General features: G+C 68.7%; 21 protein-coding genes and 1 tRNA gene. 12 read left to right on the top strand and 10 right to left on the bottom strand.

Annotated elements, in window-relative coordinates; translation table 11 throughout:
• Positions 1–12 precede the first annotated feature (12 nt).
• Positions 13–378, top strand: coding sequence for a hypothetical protein (locus tag ABJI51_RS21335; RefSeq protein ID WP_348952953.1), 366 nt, complete (start codon positions 13–15; stop codon positions 376–378).
• A gap of 22 nt (positions 379–400) precedes the next feature.
• Entirely contained in the window at positions 401–772 is a 372-nt protein-coding gene (locus ABJI51_RS21330; RefSeq protein ID WP_348953051.1) for a hypothetical protein, read from the top strand.
• Between the two features lie 3 nt (positions 773–775).
• Here the strand turns inward: ABJI51_RS21330 and ABJI51_RS21325 are convergent, their stop codons facing one another.
• Positions 776–2668, bottom strand: coding sequence for an ArnT family glycosyltransferase (locus ABJI51_RS21325; RefSeq protein WP_348952951.1), 1893 nt, complete (start codon positions 2666–2668; stop codon positions 776–778).
• Between the two features lie 262 nt (positions 2669–2930).
• Between ABJI51_RS21325 and ABJI51_RS21320 the strand changes: the two genes are divergently transcribed.
• Positions 2931–3647 (top strand): S1 family peptidase, encoded by a 717-nt coding sequence (locus tag ABJI51_RS21320; protein ID WP_348952950.1) that lies wholly within the window; start codon positions 2931–2933, stop codon positions 3645–3647.
• Positions 3648–3692: 45 nt separating this feature from the next.
• Here the strand turns inward: ABJI51_RS21320 and ABJI51_RS21315 are convergent, their stop codons facing one another.
• The 5 genes from ABJI51_RS21315 to ABJI51_RS21295 form a co-directional block, all read right to left on the bottom strand.
• Positions 3693–4976, bottom strand: coding sequence for an alginate lyase family protein (locus ABJI51_RS21315; RefSeq protein WP_348952949.1), 1284 nt, complete (start codon positions 4974–4976; stop codon positions 3693–3695).
• A gap of 87 nt (positions 4977–5063) precedes the next feature.
• Positions 5064–5531: a (2Fe-2S)-binding protein gene (locus ABJI51_RS21310; RefSeq protein WP_348952948.1), complete on the bottom strand. Its 468-nt coding sequence runs from the start codon at positions 5529–5531 to the stop codon at positions 5064–5066.
• The gene (locus tag ABJI51_RS21305; RefSeq protein WP_348952947.1) at positions 5528–6370 is read right to left on the bottom strand and encodes an FAD binding domain-containing protein; all 843 of its coding nucleotides are present in this window, start codon (positions 6368–6370) and stop codon (positions 5528–5530) included. Before ABJI51_RS21305 ends, ABJI51_RS21310 begins: the two co-directional genes overlap by 4 nt.
• A complete protein-coding gene (locus ABJI51_RS21300; protein WP_348952946.1) occupies positions 6367–8709 on the bottom strand; it encodes a xanthine dehydrogenase family protein molybdopterin-binding subunit in 2343 nt (780 codons plus the stop codon). Before ABJI51_RS21300 ends, ABJI51_RS21305 begins: the two co-directional genes overlap by 4 nt.
• A 56-nt stretch (positions 8710–8765) precedes the next feature.
• Positions 8766–9269, bottom strand: coding sequence for a SixA phosphatase family protein (locus tag ABJI51_RS21295; protein ID WP_348952945.1), 504 nt, complete (start codon positions 9267–9269; stop codon positions 8766–8768).
• A gap of 91 nt (positions 9270–9360) precedes the next feature.
• Between ABJI51_RS21295 and ABJI51_RS21290 the strand changes: the two genes are divergently transcribed.
• Complete coding sequence (locus ABJI51_RS21290) at positions 9361–9831, top strand: contact-dependent growth inhibition system immunity protein (RefSeq protein WP_348952944.1); 471 nt, start codon at positions 9361–9363, stop codon at positions 9829–9831.
• 13 nt (positions 9832–9844) lie between these two features.
• The gene (locus ABJI51_RS21285) at positions 9845–10465 is read left to right on the top strand and encodes a DUF2625 family protein (RefSeq protein ID WP_348952943.1); all 621 of its coding nucleotides are present in this window, start codon (positions 9845–9847) and stop codon (positions 10463–10465) included.
• A gap of 245 nt (positions 10466–10710) precedes the next feature.
• Here ABJI51_RS21285 and ABJI51_RS21280 read toward each other — a convergent pair whose 3' ends face one another.
• A complete protein-coding gene (locus ABJI51_RS21280; RefSeq protein WP_348952942.1) occupies positions 10711–10908 on the bottom strand; it encodes a hypothetical protein in 198 nt (65 codons plus the stop codon).
• Between the two features lie 489 nt (positions 10909–11397).
• Between ABJI51_RS21280 and ABJI51_RS21275 the strand changes: the two genes are divergently transcribed.
• Positions 11398–11907 carry a DUF6932 family protein gene (locus tag ABJI51_RS21275; protein WP_348952941.1) on the top strand — a complete coding sequence of 170 codons (510 nt, stop codon included), beginning with the start codon at positions 11398–11400 and terminating at the stop codon, positions 11905–11907.
• Positions 11904–12830, top strand: coding sequence for a hypothetical protein (locus ABJI51_RS21270; protein ID WP_348952940.1), 927 nt, complete (start codon positions 11904–11906; stop codon positions 12828–12830). Before ABJI51_RS21275 ends, ABJI51_RS21270 begins: the two co-directional genes overlap by 4 nt.
• Before the next feature lie 11 nt (positions 12831–12841).
• Here the strand turns inward: ABJI51_RS21270 and ABJI51_RS21265 are convergent, their stop codons facing one another.
• Positions 12842–13228: a GntR family transcriptional regulator gene (locus ABJI51_RS21265; protein ID WP_348952939.1), complete on the bottom strand. Its 387-nt coding sequence runs from the start codon at positions 13226–13228 to the stop codon at positions 12842–12844.
• Positions 13229–13355: 127 nt separating this feature from the next.
• On the opposite strand from ABJI51_RS21265, the gene ABJI51_RS21260 reads away from it, so the two are divergent.
• Together ABJI51_RS21260 and ABJI51_RS21255 are read left to right on the top strand one after the other, a co-directional pair.
• A complete protein-coding gene (locus tag ABJI51_RS21260; protein ID WP_348952938.1) occupies positions 13356–14543 on the top strand; it encodes a site-specific integrase in 1188 nt (395 codons plus the stop codon).
• Between the two features lie 374 nt (positions 14544–14917).
• Positions 14918–15346, top strand: a complete 429-nt coding sequence (locus tag ABJI51_RS21255) for a hypothetical protein (protein ID WP_348952937.1) — start codon at positions 14918–14920, stop codon at positions 15344–15346.
• A gap of 234 nt (positions 15347–15580) precedes the next feature.
• Here ABJI51_RS21255 and ABJI51_RS21250 read toward each other — a convergent pair.
• Together ABJI51_RS21250 and ABJI51_RS21245 are read right to left on the bottom strand one after the other, a co-directional pair.
• Positions 15581–15653, bottom strand: a tRNA-Lys gene (locus ABJI51_RS21250).
• 144 nt (positions 15654–15797) lie between these two features.
• Positions 15798–16631 carry a COG1361 family protein gene (locus ABJI51_RS21245; RefSeq protein WP_348952936.1) on the bottom strand — a complete coding sequence of 278 codons (834 nt, stop codon included), beginning with the start codon at positions 16629–16631 and terminating at the stop codon, positions 15798–15800.
• 172 nt (positions 16632–16803) lie between these two features.
• Between ABJI51_RS21245 and ABJI51_RS21240 the strand changes: the two genes are divergently transcribed.
• The 3 genes from ABJI51_RS21240 to ABJI51_RS21230 all read left to right on the top strand — a co-directional run bounded on the left by ABJI51_RS21240 (position 16804) and on the right by ABJI51_RS21230 (position 20013).
• Positions 16804–17346 carry a DinB family protein gene (locus ABJI51_RS21240; protein WP_348952935.1) on the top strand — a complete coding sequence of 181 codons (543 nt, stop codon included), beginning with the start codon at positions 16804–16806 and terminating at the stop codon, positions 17344–17346.
• A gap of 99 nt (positions 17347–17445) precedes the next feature.
• On the top strand, positions 17446–18888 hold the full coding sequence (locus ABJI51_RS21235) for a nitrosuccinate lyase (RefSeq protein ID WP_348952934.1): 1443 nt from the start codon (positions 17446–17448) through the stop codon (positions 18886–18888).
• A 117-nt stretch (positions 18889–19005) separates the two neighbouring features.
• The gene (locus ABJI51_RS21230; protein ID WP_348952933.1) at positions 19006–20013 is read left to right on the top strand and encodes an SCO0930 family lipoprotein; all 1008 of its coding nucleotides are present in this window, start codon (positions 19006–19008) and stop codon (positions 20011–20013) included.
• Positions 20014–20018 lie beyond the last annotated feature (5 nt).

Below are 20018 nucleotides of genomic sequence, written 5' to 3'. Positions count from 1 at the left end.
AAGGAGGAACGGGTGATCTTCGGATTCGCCGTGACGGTCGCCGGGGCCGCCACGCTCGTCGCGCTCTGGAGCTTCGTCCAGTCGGCCCGCAACCGGCTTCCGGACAATCCGCTCCTGATCGCGCTCGCGGTCGTCGAGCTGCTGCTGGTCGTCCAGCTGGTGATCGGGATCGTGCTGCTCGCCGGCGGTGACCGGCCGGGCAGCCTGGCGACCTACCTGGCCTACCTGATCGGCAGCCTGGTCGTGCTGCCGGTCGGCGCCGCCTGGGCGCTGGCCGAGCGGAGCCGGTCGAGCACGGCCGTGCTCGGCATCGCCTGCCTGGCCATCCCGGTGATGGTGCTGCGACTGAACGAGGTGTGGAGTGGAGCAACAGCGTAGGACGGCCAGCGGCCCCGGACGGGTGCTCGTCGCCGTGTACGCGATCTTCGCGCTGGCCGCGACGTCGCGGGCGGGCGTCCAGATCGGCACGAAGTTCCACGAAGCGCCCCTGGCCTACCTGCTCTCGGCGTTCGCCGCGGTCGTCTACATCGTCGCGACGATCGCGCTGGCCCGCCGTGGCGACGGCTGGTGGCGCGTGGCACTGGTGGCCTGCTCGATCGAACTGCTGGGCGTGCTGACCATCGGCACGCTGAGCCTCGTCGACGCGGCCGCCTTCCGGCACCCGACCGTCTGGTCGGTCTACGGCGAGGGGTACCTGTTCATCCCCCTGGTCCTGCCGGTCATCGGGCTCTACTGGCTGCGCAAGTCGGCTCCCGCCAAGGTCTCCGCCTGACCTTCACGGCGCACAGTCGAACAGCACTCCGGCCGTCGCGGCGTCCGGGCCGATCCGCTCCGGCGGTACCGGGCGGCAGTGCTGCACCTCCCAGCCGATCCGGCGGGTGAGTTCGGCGGCGTCGTCACCGACGGTGGCATGGTCTCCCCCGGCGTGGCCGATCTCGGTGAACACCCGCGGCAGCAGCACGAACCGCACCTTCCCGGCCGACACCCACGTCGCCAGGCCGGCGGCGGACGGCGCCGGGTCGAAACCGAGGTAACCGCCGAGCGCGGCCACGCGGGCCTCGGTGTTGAGCAGGAACGGGTCCGCGCCGTACGTCCCGCCCTCGACGGCCAGCGTGATCGCCGCGGACGGCGCTTGGGCCTGGGCGTAGGCGAGCACCTCACGCTGTCCGGGGCCGAGCCGGTACGCGCTGTCGATGAACCGGACGTAGGCGGCCTCGGCGCGCGTGTTGACGGCGACCACCGTGTCCAGCCCGGAGGCCGACGGCGGTCCGGCACGCGGATCGGCGGCCTCCAGGACGCTGACCGGCCGTGCCGCGGTCTCGCCGACGTAGGCCGCGGGCCCGGCCACGACGGCGGCCAGCCCGGTCACGACGGCGACCCGCGAAGCGCGCAAAAGCGCCGCGACGACGGCGAGCAACGCCAGCGCGAGGACCGTGTACCGCAGCCACGGCACCCAGTCCGGTGTCCGGTCGAGGAGGACGTAGGCGAACACGGCCGTCCCGGCCACCGCGGCCGGGAGCACGAAGCGAGCCGGTCCCGTCGAGCGGTACCACCGCCAGGCCGTGACCAGCCCGGCCGCGGCGAGTGCCGCGATGGCCGGGGCGAGTTCGGCGGTGTAGTACGCGTGGAAGATCCCGCCGGTGAACGAGAACACCGCGGCACCCGCGACCAGCCAGCCGCCCCACAGGGCCCAGCCCGCCTTCGTCTCCGGCGCCGCGCCCCTGGCCCGGCATGCCGCGACGGCCAGCGAGCCCAGCGCGAGCGGGAGCAGCCACGCGATCTGGCCGCCGATCTCGGTGTCGAACAGCCGCAGTGGCCCGGGTCCGCCGCCGAGCGCCGCGCCGGCCGTGGCGCCGAAGCCGCCGCCGATCCCGGTCGTGCCGCCGACCAGCCGCGTCAGGCCGTTGTAGCCGAAGGCCAGCTGCCAGATCGAGCCGTCCGTGGTGCTGCCGACGAACGGCTTCGCCCCCGGCCACAGGCTCACGACGACCGGCCACGACAGCGACACGGCCAGCATCACACCTCCGGCAAGCGCCAGCCGGGCGAGCCGCCGTCCGCGTGATCCGGGCGCCGCCACGAAGTACACCAGTGCCAGTCCGGGCAGCACGATCCACGCCGCGAGCATCTTCGTCAGGAAGCCCAGGCCCACGAACACCCCGGCCCACGGCAGCCACCGCGCGTCCGAGATCGCTCGCGTGACGCAGTACGCGGCGATCAGCAGCAGGAGCACCAGCAGGGTGTCCGGCTGGTTGCCGCGGTTGACCGCGGCCGTGATCGGCGTCAGCGCGAACAACGCGGCGGCGAGCAACGCGGCCGGCGGCCCGGCCCAGAGGCGCACGACGCGGTGCAGGACGAACACCGCGGCGACGCCCTCGGCCGCCTGGACCAGCGCGATCGCCCACGGATGGAAGCCGAACAGAACCACGCCGAGCGTCTGCGTCCAGAACGCCAGTGGCGGTTTGTCGACCGTGACGACCCCCGCCGGGTCGAAGCCCGCGAAGAAGAACGCCGGCCCCTCGCGGGACATCGTGTGCACGCCGGCCGCGTAGTACGGCTGCAGCGTCCGGCTGCCCAGCGCCCACACCCACGCCACCGCCGCGACGACCAGGACCGCCCCCAGGCCGATCCGCTCGCCGCGCCCCGTCCGTACCCCGGCCGCCGGCGCCATGTCTCCCCCTTCGGTTCCCCTGCCGAAGAACGCTAGGGCGGCGCGACGCCGGAGTCCTCAAGCCGGGGGTCGATCTTCGTCCACCCAAGGGTTGAGAACGGAACAGTACGGGGAACTGCCCGTAGCCCGCGGCCGGAAATAAATACGGATTCGACCGGCGACTTTCGTCGGTTCCGGACATTCACCGCAGGCTCGGACAATCTTCGTCGTTCGGTCCCCACCGGCTTTCCCGCGCGGGTTCTCCGCGCGAAAAGGAGTGAGCGTGAAATTCGGCAAGTTCGTCCTGCTGGCCGCAAGTACCGCGCTGGCCGTGGCCGGCCTCGGCGGCCCGGCCGCCGCCGCCGGCACCCCGCAGGCCCAGCCGTCGATCATCGGCGGCAGCACCGCCACGAGCGGTCCCTGGGCGGCCCGGCTGTTCGTGAACGGACGGCAGAACTGCACCGCGACGATCATCGCGCCGCAGTACATCCTCACCGCCAAGCACTGCGTCAGCAGCTCCGGCACCTACACGTTCCGGATCGGCAGCCTCGACCAGACCAGCGGCGGGACGCTGGCCACCGGCGCCACCATCACGAGGTACCCCGGCGCCGCCGACCTGGCGATCGTCCGGCTCACCACATCGGTGAGCGCGACCTACTCGCCGCTCGGCAGCGTCGGCGATGTCTCGGTCGGCCAGAACGTCTCGGTCTACGGCTGGGGCGCGACCAGCCAGTGCGGCTCCGAGATCAACTGCCAGTCGCGGTACCTGAAGGTCGCGACGGTCCGGGTCAACTCGATCGGCTGCAGCGACTACACCGGCGGCGTCGCGGTGTGCGCGAACCGCGTCGACGGCATCACCGCCGGCGGCGACTCGGGTGGTCCGATGTTCGCCTCCGGCCGTCAGGTCGGCGTCGCGTCGACCAGCGACCGGTCGAACAACACCGCGTACACGAACATCACGCGCTATCGCAGCTGGATTTCCCAGGTGGCAGGCGTCTGATCACGGAAAATGGGCCCGGCGGCGCGGCCGGGCCCATTTTCCTCGTCAGGACTTGGCGATGTCGTCCAGTTGTTCGGCGGCAGGCCGGACCGGATAGAGATCGCCGCCCGGCGGAACCGGCACCTTCGGCAGCGCCGCCCGCGCCTCCCGGTCACCCGCGTCTGCGGCCGCGTGCAGCACGTCGAGCGCCGCGTACTGCCGGAAATCCAGCTCCGGATACGGCCAGGCCTGCTGCCCCTGCGTCGCCGCCGGGATCAGGAAGCCGGCCGCGGCGAACAGCGTGGCCCCGCTGGGCGCGGTGTAGTGCCACAGGTCGACGCCGACGTGCTTGCCGATCTGCGCGAGCCGGGTCAGCGCGACCAGGTTGAACGCCGAGTAGTGCCAGCTGCGGGTCCGGCTCGCCTCCTGCGGCTGGTAGCCGTTCGCCTGGATCTGCGGCGCGATCCGCTTCGGCCCGGCGTCCCGCGCGATGGCCGCGGCGAGATCCCGCCTTCCGGTACCGAGAGCGAGCGCGGCGACGAGCATGTCGTAGAAGCTGCCGTGGTTGTTCTGGGCCGCGGCCTCGTCGGTGCCGTTCTTGCTGGTGCGCAGCCAGTCCAGGAACTGGGTGTACCAGCCGGTCATGCCTGCCTGGTCGGCCTTCGTCCAGCCCGGCGCGCCGGTCGCGAGGATCGCGGTGGCGTCGACGACCTGGGTCAGCGTGTAGGAGAACTCGATGATGCCGATGCCGCGTCCGTCCACTTTGCACGGGATGCCCTGCGCGAAGTTCAGGTTCGGGTTCATCTTCGTGGCCGCGTCGAGGAACCACGTGCGCAGGTCGAGCGCCGCGCGCCGCGCGTAGCGGGCGTCCCCGGTGTAGTACCACGCCAGCGACAGCCGGTAGATCGCCTCGAAGGCTTCGCCGCGGTAGGCGTGGTCGGTGATCTCGTCGACGATCGGGTTGCGCTGGCCGTCGCGCTGCACGAACGGGCAGCCCCACGGGTTCTCCGCGGTCGGCTGCGTGGTCGGCCACCAGTAGGGCGCGAGGCTCAGGTAGTCGTGCTTGTCCCCGCTGGGCGGGATCTGCTTCTTGGCGGTGACGCTCCACGGTCCCGTGGTGAGGTCGGTGTCCGCGGCGGCCAGCAGGGCGCGCAACGCCGTCCGGTCGCCGGCGAACTTCGCCTGGAGCAGCCGCTTGCCGTCGAGGACGACGGTGTCGGGAGCGCAGACGGGACCGATGACCGGGACACTGCAGTTGCGGTGCGCGGCTTCCGCGGCGGGCGCTGCGAAGGACGTCGTGACGAGGCCGAGCGCAGCGAGCGCGGCCACGACGGTGTGGCGGAGAACCATGTCCGCTCCATTCACAAACATGAACGTCAGACTCGTGAGTGAATGGAGGGTACGCACGTGAACACCGCTGAGGCAATGCCCCGAGGTTCAGACCTTTCGGGCCGAGGCGGCCGCGGCGCGGACAGCGTCGACGATGAACTGGTAGCCGGTGCACCGGCAGAGGTTCCCGGCGAGCGCCTCGCGGATCTCGGCTTCGCTCGGGTCCGGGTTGGCCGCGAGCAGCTCGGCCGCCGTCGCGAGCATCCCGGGCGTGCAGAAGCCGCACTGCAGGCCGTGGTGGTCGCGGAACGCCTGCTGCAACGGCGTCAGCTCGCCACCGGCCGCCATGCCTTCGACGGTCGTGACCTCGGCGCCCTCGGCCTGCACGGCGAGCAGGCAGCACGCCCGCGCGGTCGCGCCGTCGAGGGTGATCGTGCAGGCGCCGCAGACGCCGTGCTCGCACCCGACGTGCACGCCGGTGAAGCCGAGGTCGTGCCGCAGGAAGTCGGCCAGCGTCCGGCGCGGCTCGCAGTCGGCGCTGCACACCTGGCCGTTGACCGTCAGGGTGACCTTCATCGGACCGCCTTCGTGAGGGCCCGCCGTCCGAGCACCGCGGCGACTTCCCGGCGGTACGCGGCGGGCGCGTGCAGGTCGGACGGCGGATCGGTGGCCGCCGCGATTTCCTGCGCGGCGGAAGCGATCACGTCGCCGGTGAGCGGCTGTCCCCGCAGGAGTTCCTCGGCCGCGCGCGCCCGGATCGGCGTCGGGCCGCCACCGGCGACGGCGATCCGGGCGCGCGAGCACCGGCCGTCCTCGCGTTCCAGCGCGACGAACACCGCGACGAGCGCGAGATCCTTGCTGCGCCGGGAAAGCTCCTCGATCGCACAGGCTGCCGGAAGCACCGGGAACCGCACCGCCACCAGCAGCTCCCCCGGCGCCACCACTGTCCTGAATGGACTGTGGAAGAAGTCGGCCGCCGCGACCACCCGCTCGCCGCGAGGTCCGCGCACCACCAGTTCCGCGTCGAGGGCGACCGCGACGGCGGGCAGCTCGGCGGCCGGATCGGCATGGGCGAGGCTGCCGCCGAGCGTGCCGCGGTTACGCGTCGCGACGTGCCCGACGTGCCGCAGCGCCTGCGCGAGCAGCGGGACGTCCCGACGCACCACATCGGACGTCTCGACGGCACGTTGCCGGGTGAGCGCGCCGATCTCGACGTGCTCGCCGTCCCGGCGGATGTACGCGAGGTCCTCGAGACCGTTGACGTCGACGAGCAGCGACGGCCGCGCGAGCCGCATGTTCAGCAGCGGCACCAGGCTCTGCCCACCGGCAAGCACCTGCGCACCGTCGGCGGCCAGCGCGGAGACCGCATCGTCCACCGAACCGGCGCGGACGTAGTCGAACGCCGCCGCCTTCATCGAGCGCTCGCCTGCTTGATCGCGGCCAGCAGGCGCGGTGGCGTGATCGGCAACGCGGTGATCTTGACGCCGTAGTCGCGCAGCGCGTCCTCGACGGCGTGCGCGATCGCGGCGCCGCCGCCGATCACGCCGGCCTCGCCCATTCCTTTGAAGCCACCGGGAATGTGGTCGGCCGGGGTGGTCATGTGCGCGAGCGTGAACGGCGGGATCTCGGTCGCCGACGGGATCAGGTAGTCGCGGAACGTCCGGGTCAGCATCCGGCCACCGTCTCCATAGGACAGTTCTTCGTACAGGGCGCCGCCGATGGCCTGTGCCGCGCCGCCGTGCAGCTGGCCGTCGACGATCAGCGGGTTGATCACCGTGCCGCAGTCGTGCGCGATGAGGTAGTCCAGCAGCGTCACGACGCCGGTTTCGGGATCGACCTCGGCGAGCACGGCCGTGCAGCCGAAGGCGGTCGCGATGTTGACCGGGTCGTAGACCTCGCGTTCGGACAGCGTCGGCAGTTCGTCCTCGGGCAGGCGTCCTTCGAGCCGCCGGTACGCCGCGTCGCCGACCTCGGCCATCCCGACCGACCGGTGCGGCACGCCGGCGACGAAGATCCGGCCGTCCTCGACGACGAGATCGTCCGGCGAGGCTTCGAGGAGGTTGGCGGCAATCCGCAGCACCTTCGCCTTGAGCCGGGTCGCCGCGGTCAGCACGGCGGCGCCGCCGACCGCGGCCGCACGGCTCGCGCCGGTGCCGTATCCGGTGTAGGGACAGGAATCCGTGTCCCCGGAGACGACCGTGACGTGGTCGAGCGGGACGCCTAGCGCGTGGCCGGCGATCTGCGCCAGCGCGGTGTGGATGCCCTGGCCCATCGCGGACTGTCCGGTGTGGACGATCACGTGACCGGTGGCGTCCACTTTGACGATCTCCTCGTCGAACCCGGAGTGCAGCAGGCCGCTGAGGTTCACGATCCGAGTCGGTCCGAACGCGGTGATCTCGTTGTGGAAGGAGTACCCGATCCCGGCGGCCGTACCGCGTGCCCTGGCCTCGGCGACCCGCTCGGCCCAGCCGGCTTTCCGGACGGCTTCCAGGCACAGGTCGAGGCAGTCGGCATAGCGACCGCTGTCGTAGACGAACACCGGGCTCTGGTACGGAAACGCTTCCGGGGGAACGAAGTTCCTGCGCCGAACGGCGTGCGCGTCCAGGCCGAGCCGGGCGGCGAGCAGCTCGACCATCCGTTCCTGCACGAAGTTCGCCTTCGGCAGACCCCAGCCGCGATAGGAGCCGTACGGCGTCCGGTTGGTGACGACGGCGACGACGTCCATCCGCACGGCGGGAATGGCGTACGGCCCGGTGAGGCACGCGGCGGTGATGTAGCAGGGCCCGAACGCGATCGACCCGAGTTCGCCGCCGAGCACGCCGTGCACGGTGCCGCGCACACCGGTGATCGTGCCGTCGGCCTTCGCGGCGTACTCGACGTCGATCTTCTGCTCACGGGAGTGGGCGTTGGCGACAAAGCTTTCGACGCGGTCCTCGATCAGCTTCACGGGCCGTCCGGTGCGCCGGGACAGCAGCGCGGCCAGGACTTCTTCGCCGTAGAAGTCGAACTTGTTGCCGAACCCGCCCCCGACGTCCGGCGTGCGCACGCGGATCTTGGCCACGGGCAGGCCGAGGACCTCCCCGAGCATTTCGCGGGCGAAGTTCGGCGCCTGCGTGGCGAGCCAGACGTCGAGCTTCCCGGTGAACGGATCCCAGCTCGCGACGACGCCCCGGGTCTCCAGCGGCGTCCCCATCTGCCGCGCGAACCGGAACGATTCGGCGAGCACGACATCGGCCTCGGCAAAGGCGGCGTCGACGTCCCCGGCGGCGACGGTCGTGCGGGCGCAGACGTTGTCGGGCCAGTCGTCGTAAAGCCGCGGCGCGCCCTCGGCAAGCGCTTCTTCGAGCGTGCTGACCGCCGGAAGCTCTTCGTATTCGACTTCGACGAGTTCCAGGGCGTCCTCGGCGGCAGCCCGGCTTTCGGCGGCCACGACGGCGACGCCCTGCCCGGGGTAGCGAACGCGGTCGACGGCAAGCGGATAGCTCTCGGTGAGCCGCATGTCGGGAGCGTTCCGCCAGACAACGGGCTGCGGCGCCACGACGGCGGCCTTGACCTCGGCCCCGGTCAGCACGGTGGCCACCCGCCCGGCAGCGCGGGTGTCGATCCGCGTGATCAGCGCGTGCGGCAGCGGACAGCGCAGGACGGCGGCCTCCAGCATCCGCGGAAGCCCGACGTCATCGACGAACTGCGCGCGGCCGGTGAGCAGCCGAAGGTCCTCCGTGCGGCGTACTGGCGCCCCGATCAGTCCGTCCACGCTCTTTACGGTGCCATCTCCCCCGGTGGGCGCGCGCCGTACAGAAGGGCGAATCTTCAGACGTCGCGAGGCCGGAAGAAGGCAACGAGCCGCGCTGCGCTGAGGGCGTCCCAGCTGCCGGTGGCGGCGAGCACGGCGGCGGCACCGGTCGGGAACTTGGCCTGGACCTGGCGAGTGTCCTCGCCGTGCCCGGCGAGGTGGAGGGTGAAATCGCTGACGCCGGGTTCGTGCCCGACGAGGGCCAGGGTGGTGACCTCGGGCGGAGTGCGGCGGGCGGCGTTCAGGAAGTCGCCGACGTCACCGCCGTAGAGGTCTTCGTCGTACTCGACGGATGGAGGTTCCGGCAGCTCCCCGGCGACGCGCTGCCAGGTCTCCCGCGTCCGGACGGCGGTGGAGCAGACGACCAGGTCGGGGACGTGCCCGGTCTCGGTGAGCCACCGCCCGAGCCGGGGAGCATCCCGGACCCCACGGGCGGCGAGGGGACGTTCGTGGTCGGGGAGATCGTGGGACCAGTCGGACTTGGCGTGGCGGAGAACGACGAGCCACCTGGTCACATCCATGACGGCCAGGATATGGCGTCCTCTCCGCTTCATGAGCGACTACACTGGGTAGCAGGTATGCGCGGATTGCCGCCTTCGAGGACGAGGAGCCATGGGGACCAGCCCTCACGTCGACGAATCGCTCTCCCTCGAGCAGATCGAAGACCGGAGGTGGGGCAGCCCACCAGCTGACGCGACCCGGCTGATCAAGACTGTCCACGCGCTTCGGCACAAACCGATCGGCTCCTTGGCCATCGAAGACCTCCGGGTCCTCCTGCTCCAGCAAGTGAGCCTCGCCGTGCTGGTCCCCATCGCACTGGCCCGCCTCGAGCAGAACCCGCTCGCCGAAGGCGACTTCCACCCCGGCGACCTGCTCGCCGCCGTACTACAGATCCCCCGGGCATATTGGCAGCAGCACCTCGGCCAGCGTCGCCGTGTCGAGGCCGTGGTCACCGCGGTCGAAGCCCTCGGCAACCTGGACGACCACGGCGCGCCACACGAAACCATCCGGCAGCGGATCCACGCGTTCTCGTCGTCTCACGGGAAATGCTCCGGCCTGCTCGGTGATCGAGCCGTCGTCTGACAGGCTCTTCGACGTGACGACATCGGCATGGGACGAAATATCCGCAGTGGTCGCGGCAGCACCGTATCCGGTAGTCGCGCTCGATCCGGACAGCGAGCGTGCTGCCCGCTGCCTGCGCGAACTGGGCATCACGACCAACTCGTGGTTGGGTGCCGTCGTCGGCCACACCGGTGGGCTGCTGGTGGACCACGGCTGGTTGCGGGTGCTCGGCAGCGGCACAGAGGCACTGCCCGACATCCTGGATCGCGCCGAACCCGCGTCCGGCAGCTTGCCTGTCGCCTACGACGTGCTGGGCGGCGTCTACATCTGGGCAGTCAATCCCGCGGGCCGGCCGACCATCCACTACTTCGGGCCGGACCTCCTCGAATGGCAAGACCTCGAACAGGGCTACGCCGACTGGCTGCACGCGGTGCTCGCCGGGTCGCTCGGCAGGTTCTACGAGAACCTGCGCTGGCCAGGCTGGGAGAACGAGGTCAGCGCGGTCGCGGCCGACCAGGGCATTCACACCTTCCCGCCGCCTTGGAGCCAGGAGGGCCAAGACCTCTCGACGGTGTCGCGCGCGGTCGTCGCGTTGCCCGAGCTGGTGTCGTTCCACCAGGACACCGCGCGGCAGTTGAACGGCCAGGAACCCTGACCTCACCTGCCCGGCAAACAAAAGGTGGGCACGTCCTCAAAGTGGGCCGCCTGGGGCTCGAACCCAGAACCTACGGAGAATAAGCCCAGGTCAGCGACTGTTTCTCGTCATCTGTCGATACCAGTCTTCACCTGCACGGACGTCCGCGCCAAACGATCATGCTCGGTCGCTGGTTCTCGTCGTTCCGCGTCGTTTCCCGGGAGAAAACCGGGGAGATGATCATGCCTCGACACGAGCTGGTGGGCTCAGCTCGACGCTGCCATGAGGTTGTGCAAGATGCCCAGCTTCACCGCAGCAGGTACAAAGGCCACGCACTTCTTGATGATCTTCTTCATACGCTTGACCGCCTTCCTCATCAGCTTGTCGAGGTTGAGGGTGGAAGCGAGGTTTTGGATCAACATGACAGCGAGCAGCGCCGAGACCCAGCTAATCGCCGGGCTCAACCCACCAACAGACCAACGCTAGCCGCTCCCGTGCGCGCCTGACAACATCCACACCCCTCCCACCATCCCGATACGAAGCCAGCACGCGGCCGGTGACGTCGGGTCAAGGCACGCTTTCCCGCCTTGACGCGGCGTTACCGGCCGTTGTCACGATCAGGCTTCGGGGTGGTGCTAACCGCCGACTAGGCGTAACGCGGTACAGGCTGACGACGACCGCACGTGTACGACTCACCGGGGAGGAGGCTCGACGTTGGCGGAATGGCTCAAACGCGCCGTCGATGGGCGGCGCTGCCCAGCTGCACCGAAGGCGGCCGCGCCGCCCGGCCTGTCGGCAGAGCGGAGCGGAGCCGGCCGTGCCGGGGATAGGCGTGGTCGCCAACGTGAGCAGCTACGCCAGACGACCGACGCGCCGCCCGGCGGCGGCGCACTTGATCCCATAGAGCCAAGTTCGGCAGCGGCTAGCTCAGGAGGTGTGGCGTGCTACCGGACATGATTGACGACGGACGACTTCCCGAGGGCCGCCACCAGGTGGGCTGGGAGGATGTCGAGCGCGTGTTCGTGAAGAATGCGCCATTCGCGACGGAACGCGCTGTTATCTTCGATGCTCTTCGCCTTCACTTCCAGCTGATGACTAGCTTGTTTCCCGATGGCGGAGAACTCTGGATCAACGGCGGCTTCACGACCCACAAGACCTGGGCAGCGCCGAAGGACGCCGACCTGGCGTACCTCGTGCCCTGCGAGGCGATAAATGGTCTCAGGCAAGAGCAACTTGTGACCGTAGCGAGCTTGCTGACGCTGCAGGGTGTCAGCGCAGTCCAGCCACATTGGCGATTCGTCGACCGAGTCCAGCCGATGGGCGGTCTGATCGACGCCTTCTTCGTGCCTTCTGACGTGCCATCCGCGGTGGAAACCTGGGATAATACGTGGAGCATGGTTACCGGGCCAGATCGCAAGATCATCCCCGGCAAGCGGAAGGGCTACTTGGAGGTGACGTGGTGACCGCTCCTCACGAGAACCCCAGCTTCCGTGAGGCCTGGGATGCCACAGCGGGTGACGACTTTGCGTCGCGCCTGGCAAGACAGTCACTATCCGCCCTAGCGACGAAGACAGATCCTGCCTGGAAGCCTCTTGGATCACAACTGACCGCCAGCATGCGAGACACAGAGCACGCGGGCTCTCTTCTAGACCCGTGGTCGATATCCAAGGTCCTCGCAGGATTGCATGATGCCGCAGCGCGCCTTTATCGAGCAGCGCGTCGCGGCTCGAATGTTCAAACAAGACTCACGGCGGACGATCGCGCAGCCGTAAATCTTGGAATTGCAGGCGCAGTCGGCGGCTCTCTAACGGTGCAAATATCAGGCACCCCGGTACTCGACCCAAAGGATGCCCTATTCGCCGCCCGAATTACACCACTAGATATCGCGTTCACTCGACTGATTCAGATATTGAGCCAGGATGATCTTTCTGACGCTCACCTCATTGATGACATCTTGACGACAACACCAGTCTTGCGACGAGCAATTCGCGACCTAGTTGAACATGATGCAGCAGAACGAATTGACTTACAACTTGCCCTAGATAAAGCGGACGGCTCCAAGTTGTCTGGATCCCTTACAGGTCAACGCGCAGCACTTCTCAAAGAAGCACTGACACAGCAGGAGGAATCACTCTCAACGGAAACAAGAACCGGAGTACTTGACGGCTATCGGACTAGTCGTAAAGTTTTCTACTTCATATCCGACGACAACTCGGAGATCGAGGGAGTCGTCGGCGACTCGCTTGAGGTTTCAGACATTCAGAGCTTTACAGACCGGCGAGTTGAAATCGATCTCGGGGTAACCACGACACGTCACCGGGGCGGCGGAAGAGCAACAAAGCATTACCGACTCGAAGCCATTCGGATCGTACCAATCGAGACATAGACGACGCTGCCTTAGCGAATTTCCATCACATAACGAAGTTCATACCGATAAGCTGGAAATAGGATATCAGCGGTCTCCGCAGCAAGATCATCTTCAGCGCCGACTCGGTCAGCAACGCGGAACGTCTGCGTAATCTGCACGACTGGGCGGCTCGCTAGAATATCAAGGAGCTTCGCCTCTTCGACGGTGGGCGTTCGGATGTCGAGGCGCTCTTCGACCTGGTTGACCTCGTGCCCGATCGCCGAGAACCGGTCGACGATGCCCCTGTCGGCATGGGGCCCCTCATGTGGCAGCTCGATGTCCGTCCCGCCCGTGATGGCCAGCGGCTCCCACGCCAGGCTGCTCGTGACCGGCTGCGGCGGGTTCCCCATCCGGATGAAGTAGCGGGTGCAGGTCACCGGGTCGCCCTCGTTGATGCCCAGCCGCTCGCTACGGTCCGGCCGGCCGTCGGATCGGCAAGTACGTCCGGTACCGCCAGGAGGACGTCCGCTCGTGGGTGGACCAGCTGTCGGATGAGGTGGCGTGATGCCTCGCCCTCAGCTGGAAATCGGGACGTACGGAAAGATCCGTTATTCGGCAACCGCGAAAGGTTGGCGGGCCCGCGCTCTCTTCCGCGACTTCGACGGCCAGACGCGCGAGGTCGAACGCTCGGGGAAGACGAAAACCCAAGCCGCGAACCGGCTTCGGGCTGCCTTCCTCAATTGGCAGGGCTCGACGGCCGGGGAGATCACGCGGGAGACCCGGCTCAAAGATCTCGCCGCCGTCTGGATCGAACAGGTCCAGCAGGACGTTCGGGAGGGCACCAAGTCGCCGACGACCATCAACACCTATGAGTCCGTCCTCAAGCGGCACGTGGTCCCGGGAATGGGTGAGCTGCGGGTGCGCGAGGCGACCGTGATGCGGCTCGACCGGTTCCTCGGCGCTCTCCAACGGACCGTCGGGGCGTCGACGGCCAAGACCGCGAGGACGGCGCTGTCCGGGATGCTCGGCCTGGCCGCGCGGTACGACGCGATCGACAGCAACCCGACGCGAGACACGCGGCGCATCCCGAAGAGCAAGAAGAAGCCTCGCGCACTGGACGCGGAGGAGCGCACGAAGTGGCTGGCGCGGGTCGAGGCGAACGAGAAGGCGCGGCGCTGGGACCTGCCGGACCTCTCGCGCTTCATGATGGCGGCGGGCGTCCGGGTCGGTGAGGCGCTGGCGACGTTCTGGGAGGACGTCGACTTCGTGGCGGGGACGGTCGACATCACGCATACGGTCGTCCGGGTCAAGGGTGAGGGCCTGCTCCGCAAGCCTCGTCCGAAGACGGAGTCGAGCATGCGCGCACTTCCCCTACCCTCGTGGGCGCTCGCCCTGCTGGAGCGGCGGTGGGCTGAGGCGAAGGCGGATGGCCGGCCTCTGGCAAGCTCGATCTTCGCCAGCACGGTCGGCACGCTGCGGGACCCGAACAACGTCCTTCGGGTGCTCCGTGAAATCCGGGGATCGGACGACTTCCTGTGGCTGACGTCGCACAACTTCCGGAAGACCACGGCGACTGCCCTCGACGACGCGGGCATCCCGACACGGCTGATCGCGGATCATCTCGGACACTCGCGGGTGTCGATGACGCAAGACACTTACCTGGGCCGGAAGACGGTCGACCCGATCACGGCGCAGGCCCTTGAGGGACTCTTAGAGCCTGACATCAAGCTCCGCAGCAATTCTGCTGACTGAAGACTTAATCACGTACACCCCAACCCGTCGACCAGAATGGAGCCGAAGCCCGTAACAGGCAACAACCCCTGGGCGACTTAGAGTTATCCGGCAAACCGGCCAGCCTGAAGGGGATTACGATTAACAGCTCTCCATGGTGGTTCGTACTGGTCACAGCACTAGTAACCGGCGGCCTGACGCTCACAGCAGCCTGGCTCACCTCCAACCACACGAACAAGCAAGCAGCTGCACGGCAACTTCGCGAACTCGAGCACGCTTCAGAAATAGAACGAAAGCGTCACCTTTATACACACAGACTTGAGTTATATGACCAAATCCTTGCAAAATCGACGTTGTTCACCCAGACAGCTAGGGAAATCTCGTCGAAATCGGTCATGAAAATGGCCGAAGTCCCTCCACTCGCAGAACGTCAGTCTGAAATACTCGACGGAATTCAGGAACTGGCCGTAAAAATGACCCTAATTGGGTCAGCTGGGTCAATAACAGCACTCCTAACTCTCTTCAAGAAGATGAACGAGTATGCAGACCAAGGCAAACGAGAGTTAGAAAAACTTGAGAAACGCTTGAAAGAGATACTGATTCAAGCAAAGAAAGATGATGAAGAAGCAATGAGGGCGCTGAATGACCTTGCCCCACTTTTACCATCAAAGATGGCAGAAGACCTAAACCTTACACGAATGAAACTAATCGCACTAATGCGAACCGATCTTGGCGCAATCGAGCCGATCCCCGACACTCTACAGAAATCCGCGGCAACAATATTCTTCCTGCATCCACATGCTCAACTGGATGATCCAACCTGAGTCGAACACACCGAACTCGCCGACATGTGACGCATGTCACAGAAGCTGGACATCGACCTGCACACCGGAGGCATCGCCCGGAAGCCAACAGGCGGACACTCGAACAGACAGGCTCCGTAACAACAACGAGTGACGTCGTTCAAGGTTAACCTGTTCAGCCCCCGAACCCGGGATAACCCGGGGAGCCGATCCTGACCTGCGGCGACCGGCAGGCCGCTGACCAGGGAGTTTGAGTGGGCCGCCTGGGGCTCGAACCCAGAACCTACGGATTAAAAGTCCGCAGCTCTACCAATTGAGCTAACGGCCCGCGCCCCCAGTTTAGCCAGGTCCCCCTCCCCCGCCTCCACACCGGGTCCGGCTGAGGCCTGCGCGGGACCGCGCACGTCATGGACACCGTCGAACAGACCGCCGGCGAGGTGCGCCGGCGGGCCCGTTCGACGGCTTTCGTGACTCAGCACTCCACGAAGAGACCCGTGTACGCCGTGCACTTCTTCGACGCCTTGTCGTTGGCCGCGTCCGGGTCGGCCGGGGCGCTCGCCACGCGCTGGGCCGTCGCCGTGAACGGGCCCCAGGCCAGGAAACCGCCCTCCGACGTGAACTTCGCCGTGGCCGAGGCGCCCGGGGCCAGCGTGCCGATCGGGCAGGTCAGACCCGCTCCCGCGCGCGTGCAGCCGGTTGTCGCGGTGATCGTGCGGTCCGTTCCCGGGGTTGCCGTCACGCGGATGCCCGTTGCGGTGGCCGGGCCCGTGTTCGACACCTTGATCACGTAGTCGACGCGGCCTACGAAACCGAAGCGCGGGGTGGCGGTCAGCGCGACCTTGACGTCGGCCGCGGCCGGGGCGGCGATCGTGACGGCCGGGCCGTCTTCGACGCCGAACGCGTAGTTGTCGCCGGCGAACTGGTGCTGCAGCGTGAACTGGCCCGGCTCGGCCCCTTCCTTGACGCGGAGCGTGAACGTCACCGTCCGGCTCTCCCCGGCACCCAGGTCGCCGACGCCGCCGCGGAAGCTGCTGAGGTAGCGGTCGCAGCCGACCGTGCCGGTGCAGGAGACCAGGTCGGCCAGCTCGACGATCGGCTTCTCCTTGGCGTACAACGCCGCCTTCGCGCCCGTGACCGTGAAGTCCGTGGGGTTGTACAGCTGCTCGGTCACGGTGAACGTGTCACCCGCGTGGAGCGTCGTGTCGCTGACGCTGATCGTGCTGGGCGCCGTCGCCGCGGCGGCCACCGCCGGCGCGGCGAACAGCGCCGCCGTTGTCAGCACGGCCAGTACTCCGGTTCGCTGCATGTCCTGATCTCCTGGTCCGAACCGACGGGGGGATGAAGATCAGATCGGCGTCGGCGAAGATTCGTTACCGGATTCGAAAAACCGGCTCTGACCTGGGGATTCGACCTGGTTACCCGGCCACAGGACGCCGCGGGGCTCCGAAATTGTCGGACCCCTGTGGCACGCTCCGCGCATGACCGAACACACCACCCCGACCATCGCCCCGACCCGGCTGACCGGCGATCGCACGGACCCCGATCCGCTCGCGGACGAGCGGCAGGCCCTTGCCGGAAGCCTCGACTACTACCGGCACACCTTCGCACTGAAATGCGCCGGTCTGGACCCCGGGCAGCTGTCCCAGCGCTCGGTACCACCGTCGGCACTCACCCTGCACGGGCTGCTGCGGCACCTCACCGGCTGCGAACGCTGGTGGTTCCGCATGCAGTTCGCCGGTGAGGACGTCCCGCTCCTCTACTACTCCGACGACGACCCGGACCAGGACTTCACCGACCTGGACGGTGACGTCGACGAGGCCTTCGCACTGTGGCACGCCGAATGCGAGCGATCCCGGCAGATCGTCGCGGCCTCGTCCATGGACCAGACCGGAATCCGGCGCAGCACCGGCGAACCGTTCACCCTGCGCTGGCTGATGCTGCGCATGATCGGCGAGTACGCCCGCCACCTCGGCCACGCCGACCTGGTCCGCGAACGGATCGACGGCGTCACCGGCGAATAGCGGCCACCACACGGCGAAAGGAGGGTCAACCACGAACGATGCCGGGCACGCAGGCCCTGACTCCGCGACGGCTGCGCGGACGCGTGCGATGCTGGCGCCATGACCGTCGACCCCGATTCCGGACTGCTGTCCCCGGTGCGGGCCGGTACGCCGGCCGAAGCGTCGACCGGTGACGAAGCCTGGGTGCGTGCGATGCTCGACGCCGAGGCTGCGCTCGCGCGGGCGCAGGCGCGGCTCGGGACGGTACCGCCCGAGGCCGCCGACGCGATCACGGAGGCGGCGGGCAGCGCGCGGATCGACGTCACCGAGCTGGCGCGCGGGTCGCGGGCGACCGCGAACCCGGTCGTCGGCCTGGTCAAGGCGCTGACGGCGGCGGTCGGCGAGATCGCTCCCGGCGCGGCCGAGTACGTGCACCGCGGCTCGACCAGCCAGGACATCTTCGACACCGCGATGATGCTGGTCGCCGACCGGACGCTGCGTCCGCTGGCGGCCGACCTCGACGCCACCGCCGAGGCGCTGGCCGGGCTGGCGCGCGCGCACCGGGACACGACCATGGCCGGGCGGACGCTGACGGCGCACGCGGTGCCGACGACGTTCGGGCTCAAGGCCGCGGGCTGGCGGCAGCTGGTGCTGGACGCGGCCGTCCGGGTCCGGCGGGTGCTCGACGGCGGGCTGCCCGTGTCACTCGGTGGTGCGGCCGGGACGTTGGCGGCGTACGTCGAGTACGCGCGCCTCGCTGGTGACGCGCAGGCCGACAGCTATGCGGAACGGCTGACCGACGCGTTCGCCCGGGAAACCGGGCTGGCCGCGCCGGTGCTGCCGTGGCACTCGCTGCGGACGCCGGTCGCGGACCTCGCGGCCGCGCTCGCGTTCACCGCGGGGGCGCTGGGGAAGCTGGCCGTCGACGTCGAGACGCTCACGCGGACCGAGCTGGGTGAGGTCACCGAACCGGCCGCCGACGGCCGGGGTGGCTCGTCGGCGATGCCGCACAAGCGGAACCCGGTGCTGGCGACGCTGATCCGGTCGGCCGCGCTGCAGGTGCCGGTGCTGGCCGCCGGCGTCACGCAGTCGATGGCGGCCGAGGACGAGCGGTCGGCCGGGGTCTGGCATGCGGAGTGGCAGCTGGTCCGGGAGTGCCTCCGGTTGACCGGGGGTGCGGCGCACACCGCCGTCGAGCTGGCGCGCGGGCTCAATGCGCAGCCCGGGCGGATGCGGGCGAACCTGGCGTCGACGCACGGGCTGATCGTGTCCGAGCGGCTGTCGGCCGTGCTCGCGCCGTTGCTCGGCAAGGCGGCGGCCAAGGAGCTGCTGGGTGCCGCGTCGCAGCGGGCGGTGCGGGACGACCGGCCGCTGCGGGACGTGCTCGCCGAGCTGCCCGCGGTCACCGGCGTGCTGACGCCGGCCGCGCTGGACGAACTGCTCGACCCCGCCGGGTACACCGGTGCGGCGGGCGCCTTGGTCGACCGTGCCCTCGGCGACAGTGCCCTCGACGACTCTGCCCTCGGCGACAGTGGCCCGGCAGGCGCGCCGGCTGTGGAGTAGGAGGCTCGGCGACCCGGCGAAAATTCTTTGAACCGCCCTCGCCGGGGGTCCGTGTAGTGGGTATCAGGCAGCCGCACCGAGCGGCGGGAAACCCCAACGGACACAAGGAGAACTTCCATGCTTCGCACGCGCATTGCCGTCTCCGTCGCCGCTGCGGCAGCCGGGTTGGCCGTGCTCACCGCTTGCTCGGGCGTCGAGACTGCGCAGCCGGTTGTCGCTCCTGCGGCGGCTGGGGGCACCGGTGGCGGGCAGATCGGTGGCAACGGCCAGGCCGGTGCCGGCCAGGCGGGCAACGCCGCTCCGGCGTCGACCGACGCGAAACTCGTCGTCGCGGACGTCGCGGAGATCGGGCAGGTCATCACCGACGAGAACGGCATGACCCTGTACCGGTTCGACAAGGACACCGCCAAGCCGCCGAAGTCCAATTGCGACGGTGACTGCGCCAAGGCCTGGCCACCGGTGCTGGCCACCGGGGACGTGCAGGTCCAGGGGGTCGACAAGAGCCTCGTCGGGAAGGTGACGCGCTCCGACGGCACCGAGCAGGTCACCGTCGGCGGGTGGGCGCTCTACCGCTACGCCAAGGACACCAAGCCCGGCGACGCGACCGGCCAGGGCGTCGGTGGCGCCTGGTACGCGGCGAACGCCAAGGGCGGCAAGGCCGGGCAGGCGTCGGCCGAAGCCGGGGTCGTCAAGCTGAGCGCCAGCAAGATCGACGGGCTCGGCGACGCGATCGTCGACCAGAACGGCATGACGCTCTACCTGTTCCAGAAGGACACCAAGAAGGCCAAGACGTCGGCCTGCAACGGCGACTGCGCCAAGACCTGGCCGGCGGTGCTCTCCAACGGCAAGGTGGAGCTGCAGGGCATCGACTCGAAGCTGCTCGGCAGCATCAAGCGCGCGGACGGCACCGAGCAGGTCACCATCGGCGGCTGGCCGGTCTACACCTTCGCGAAGGACACCAAGCCCGGCGACGCGAACGGCCAGGGCGTCAACGGCACCTGGTTCGTCATCGAGCCCAACGGCTGCAAGGTGGGCACCAGCGCAGGCACCGCCGCCGGCCAGGCTCCGGCCGACAGCGGTGCGGGCGCCGCGAACTCCTCCGGCTCCGGTGGCACCACCTACTGAAGCCA

The sequence above is a fragment of the Amycolatopsis melonis genome (genome assembly GCF_040064235.1).
Classification (GTDB): Bacteria; Actinomycetota; Actinomycetes; order Mycobacteriales; family Pseudonocardiaceae; genus Amycolatopsis; species Amycolatopsis melonis.
The sequence above is the reverse complement of the archived record's forward strand: the minus strand, read 5'-3'. Positions and strand labels throughout refer to the sequence as shown.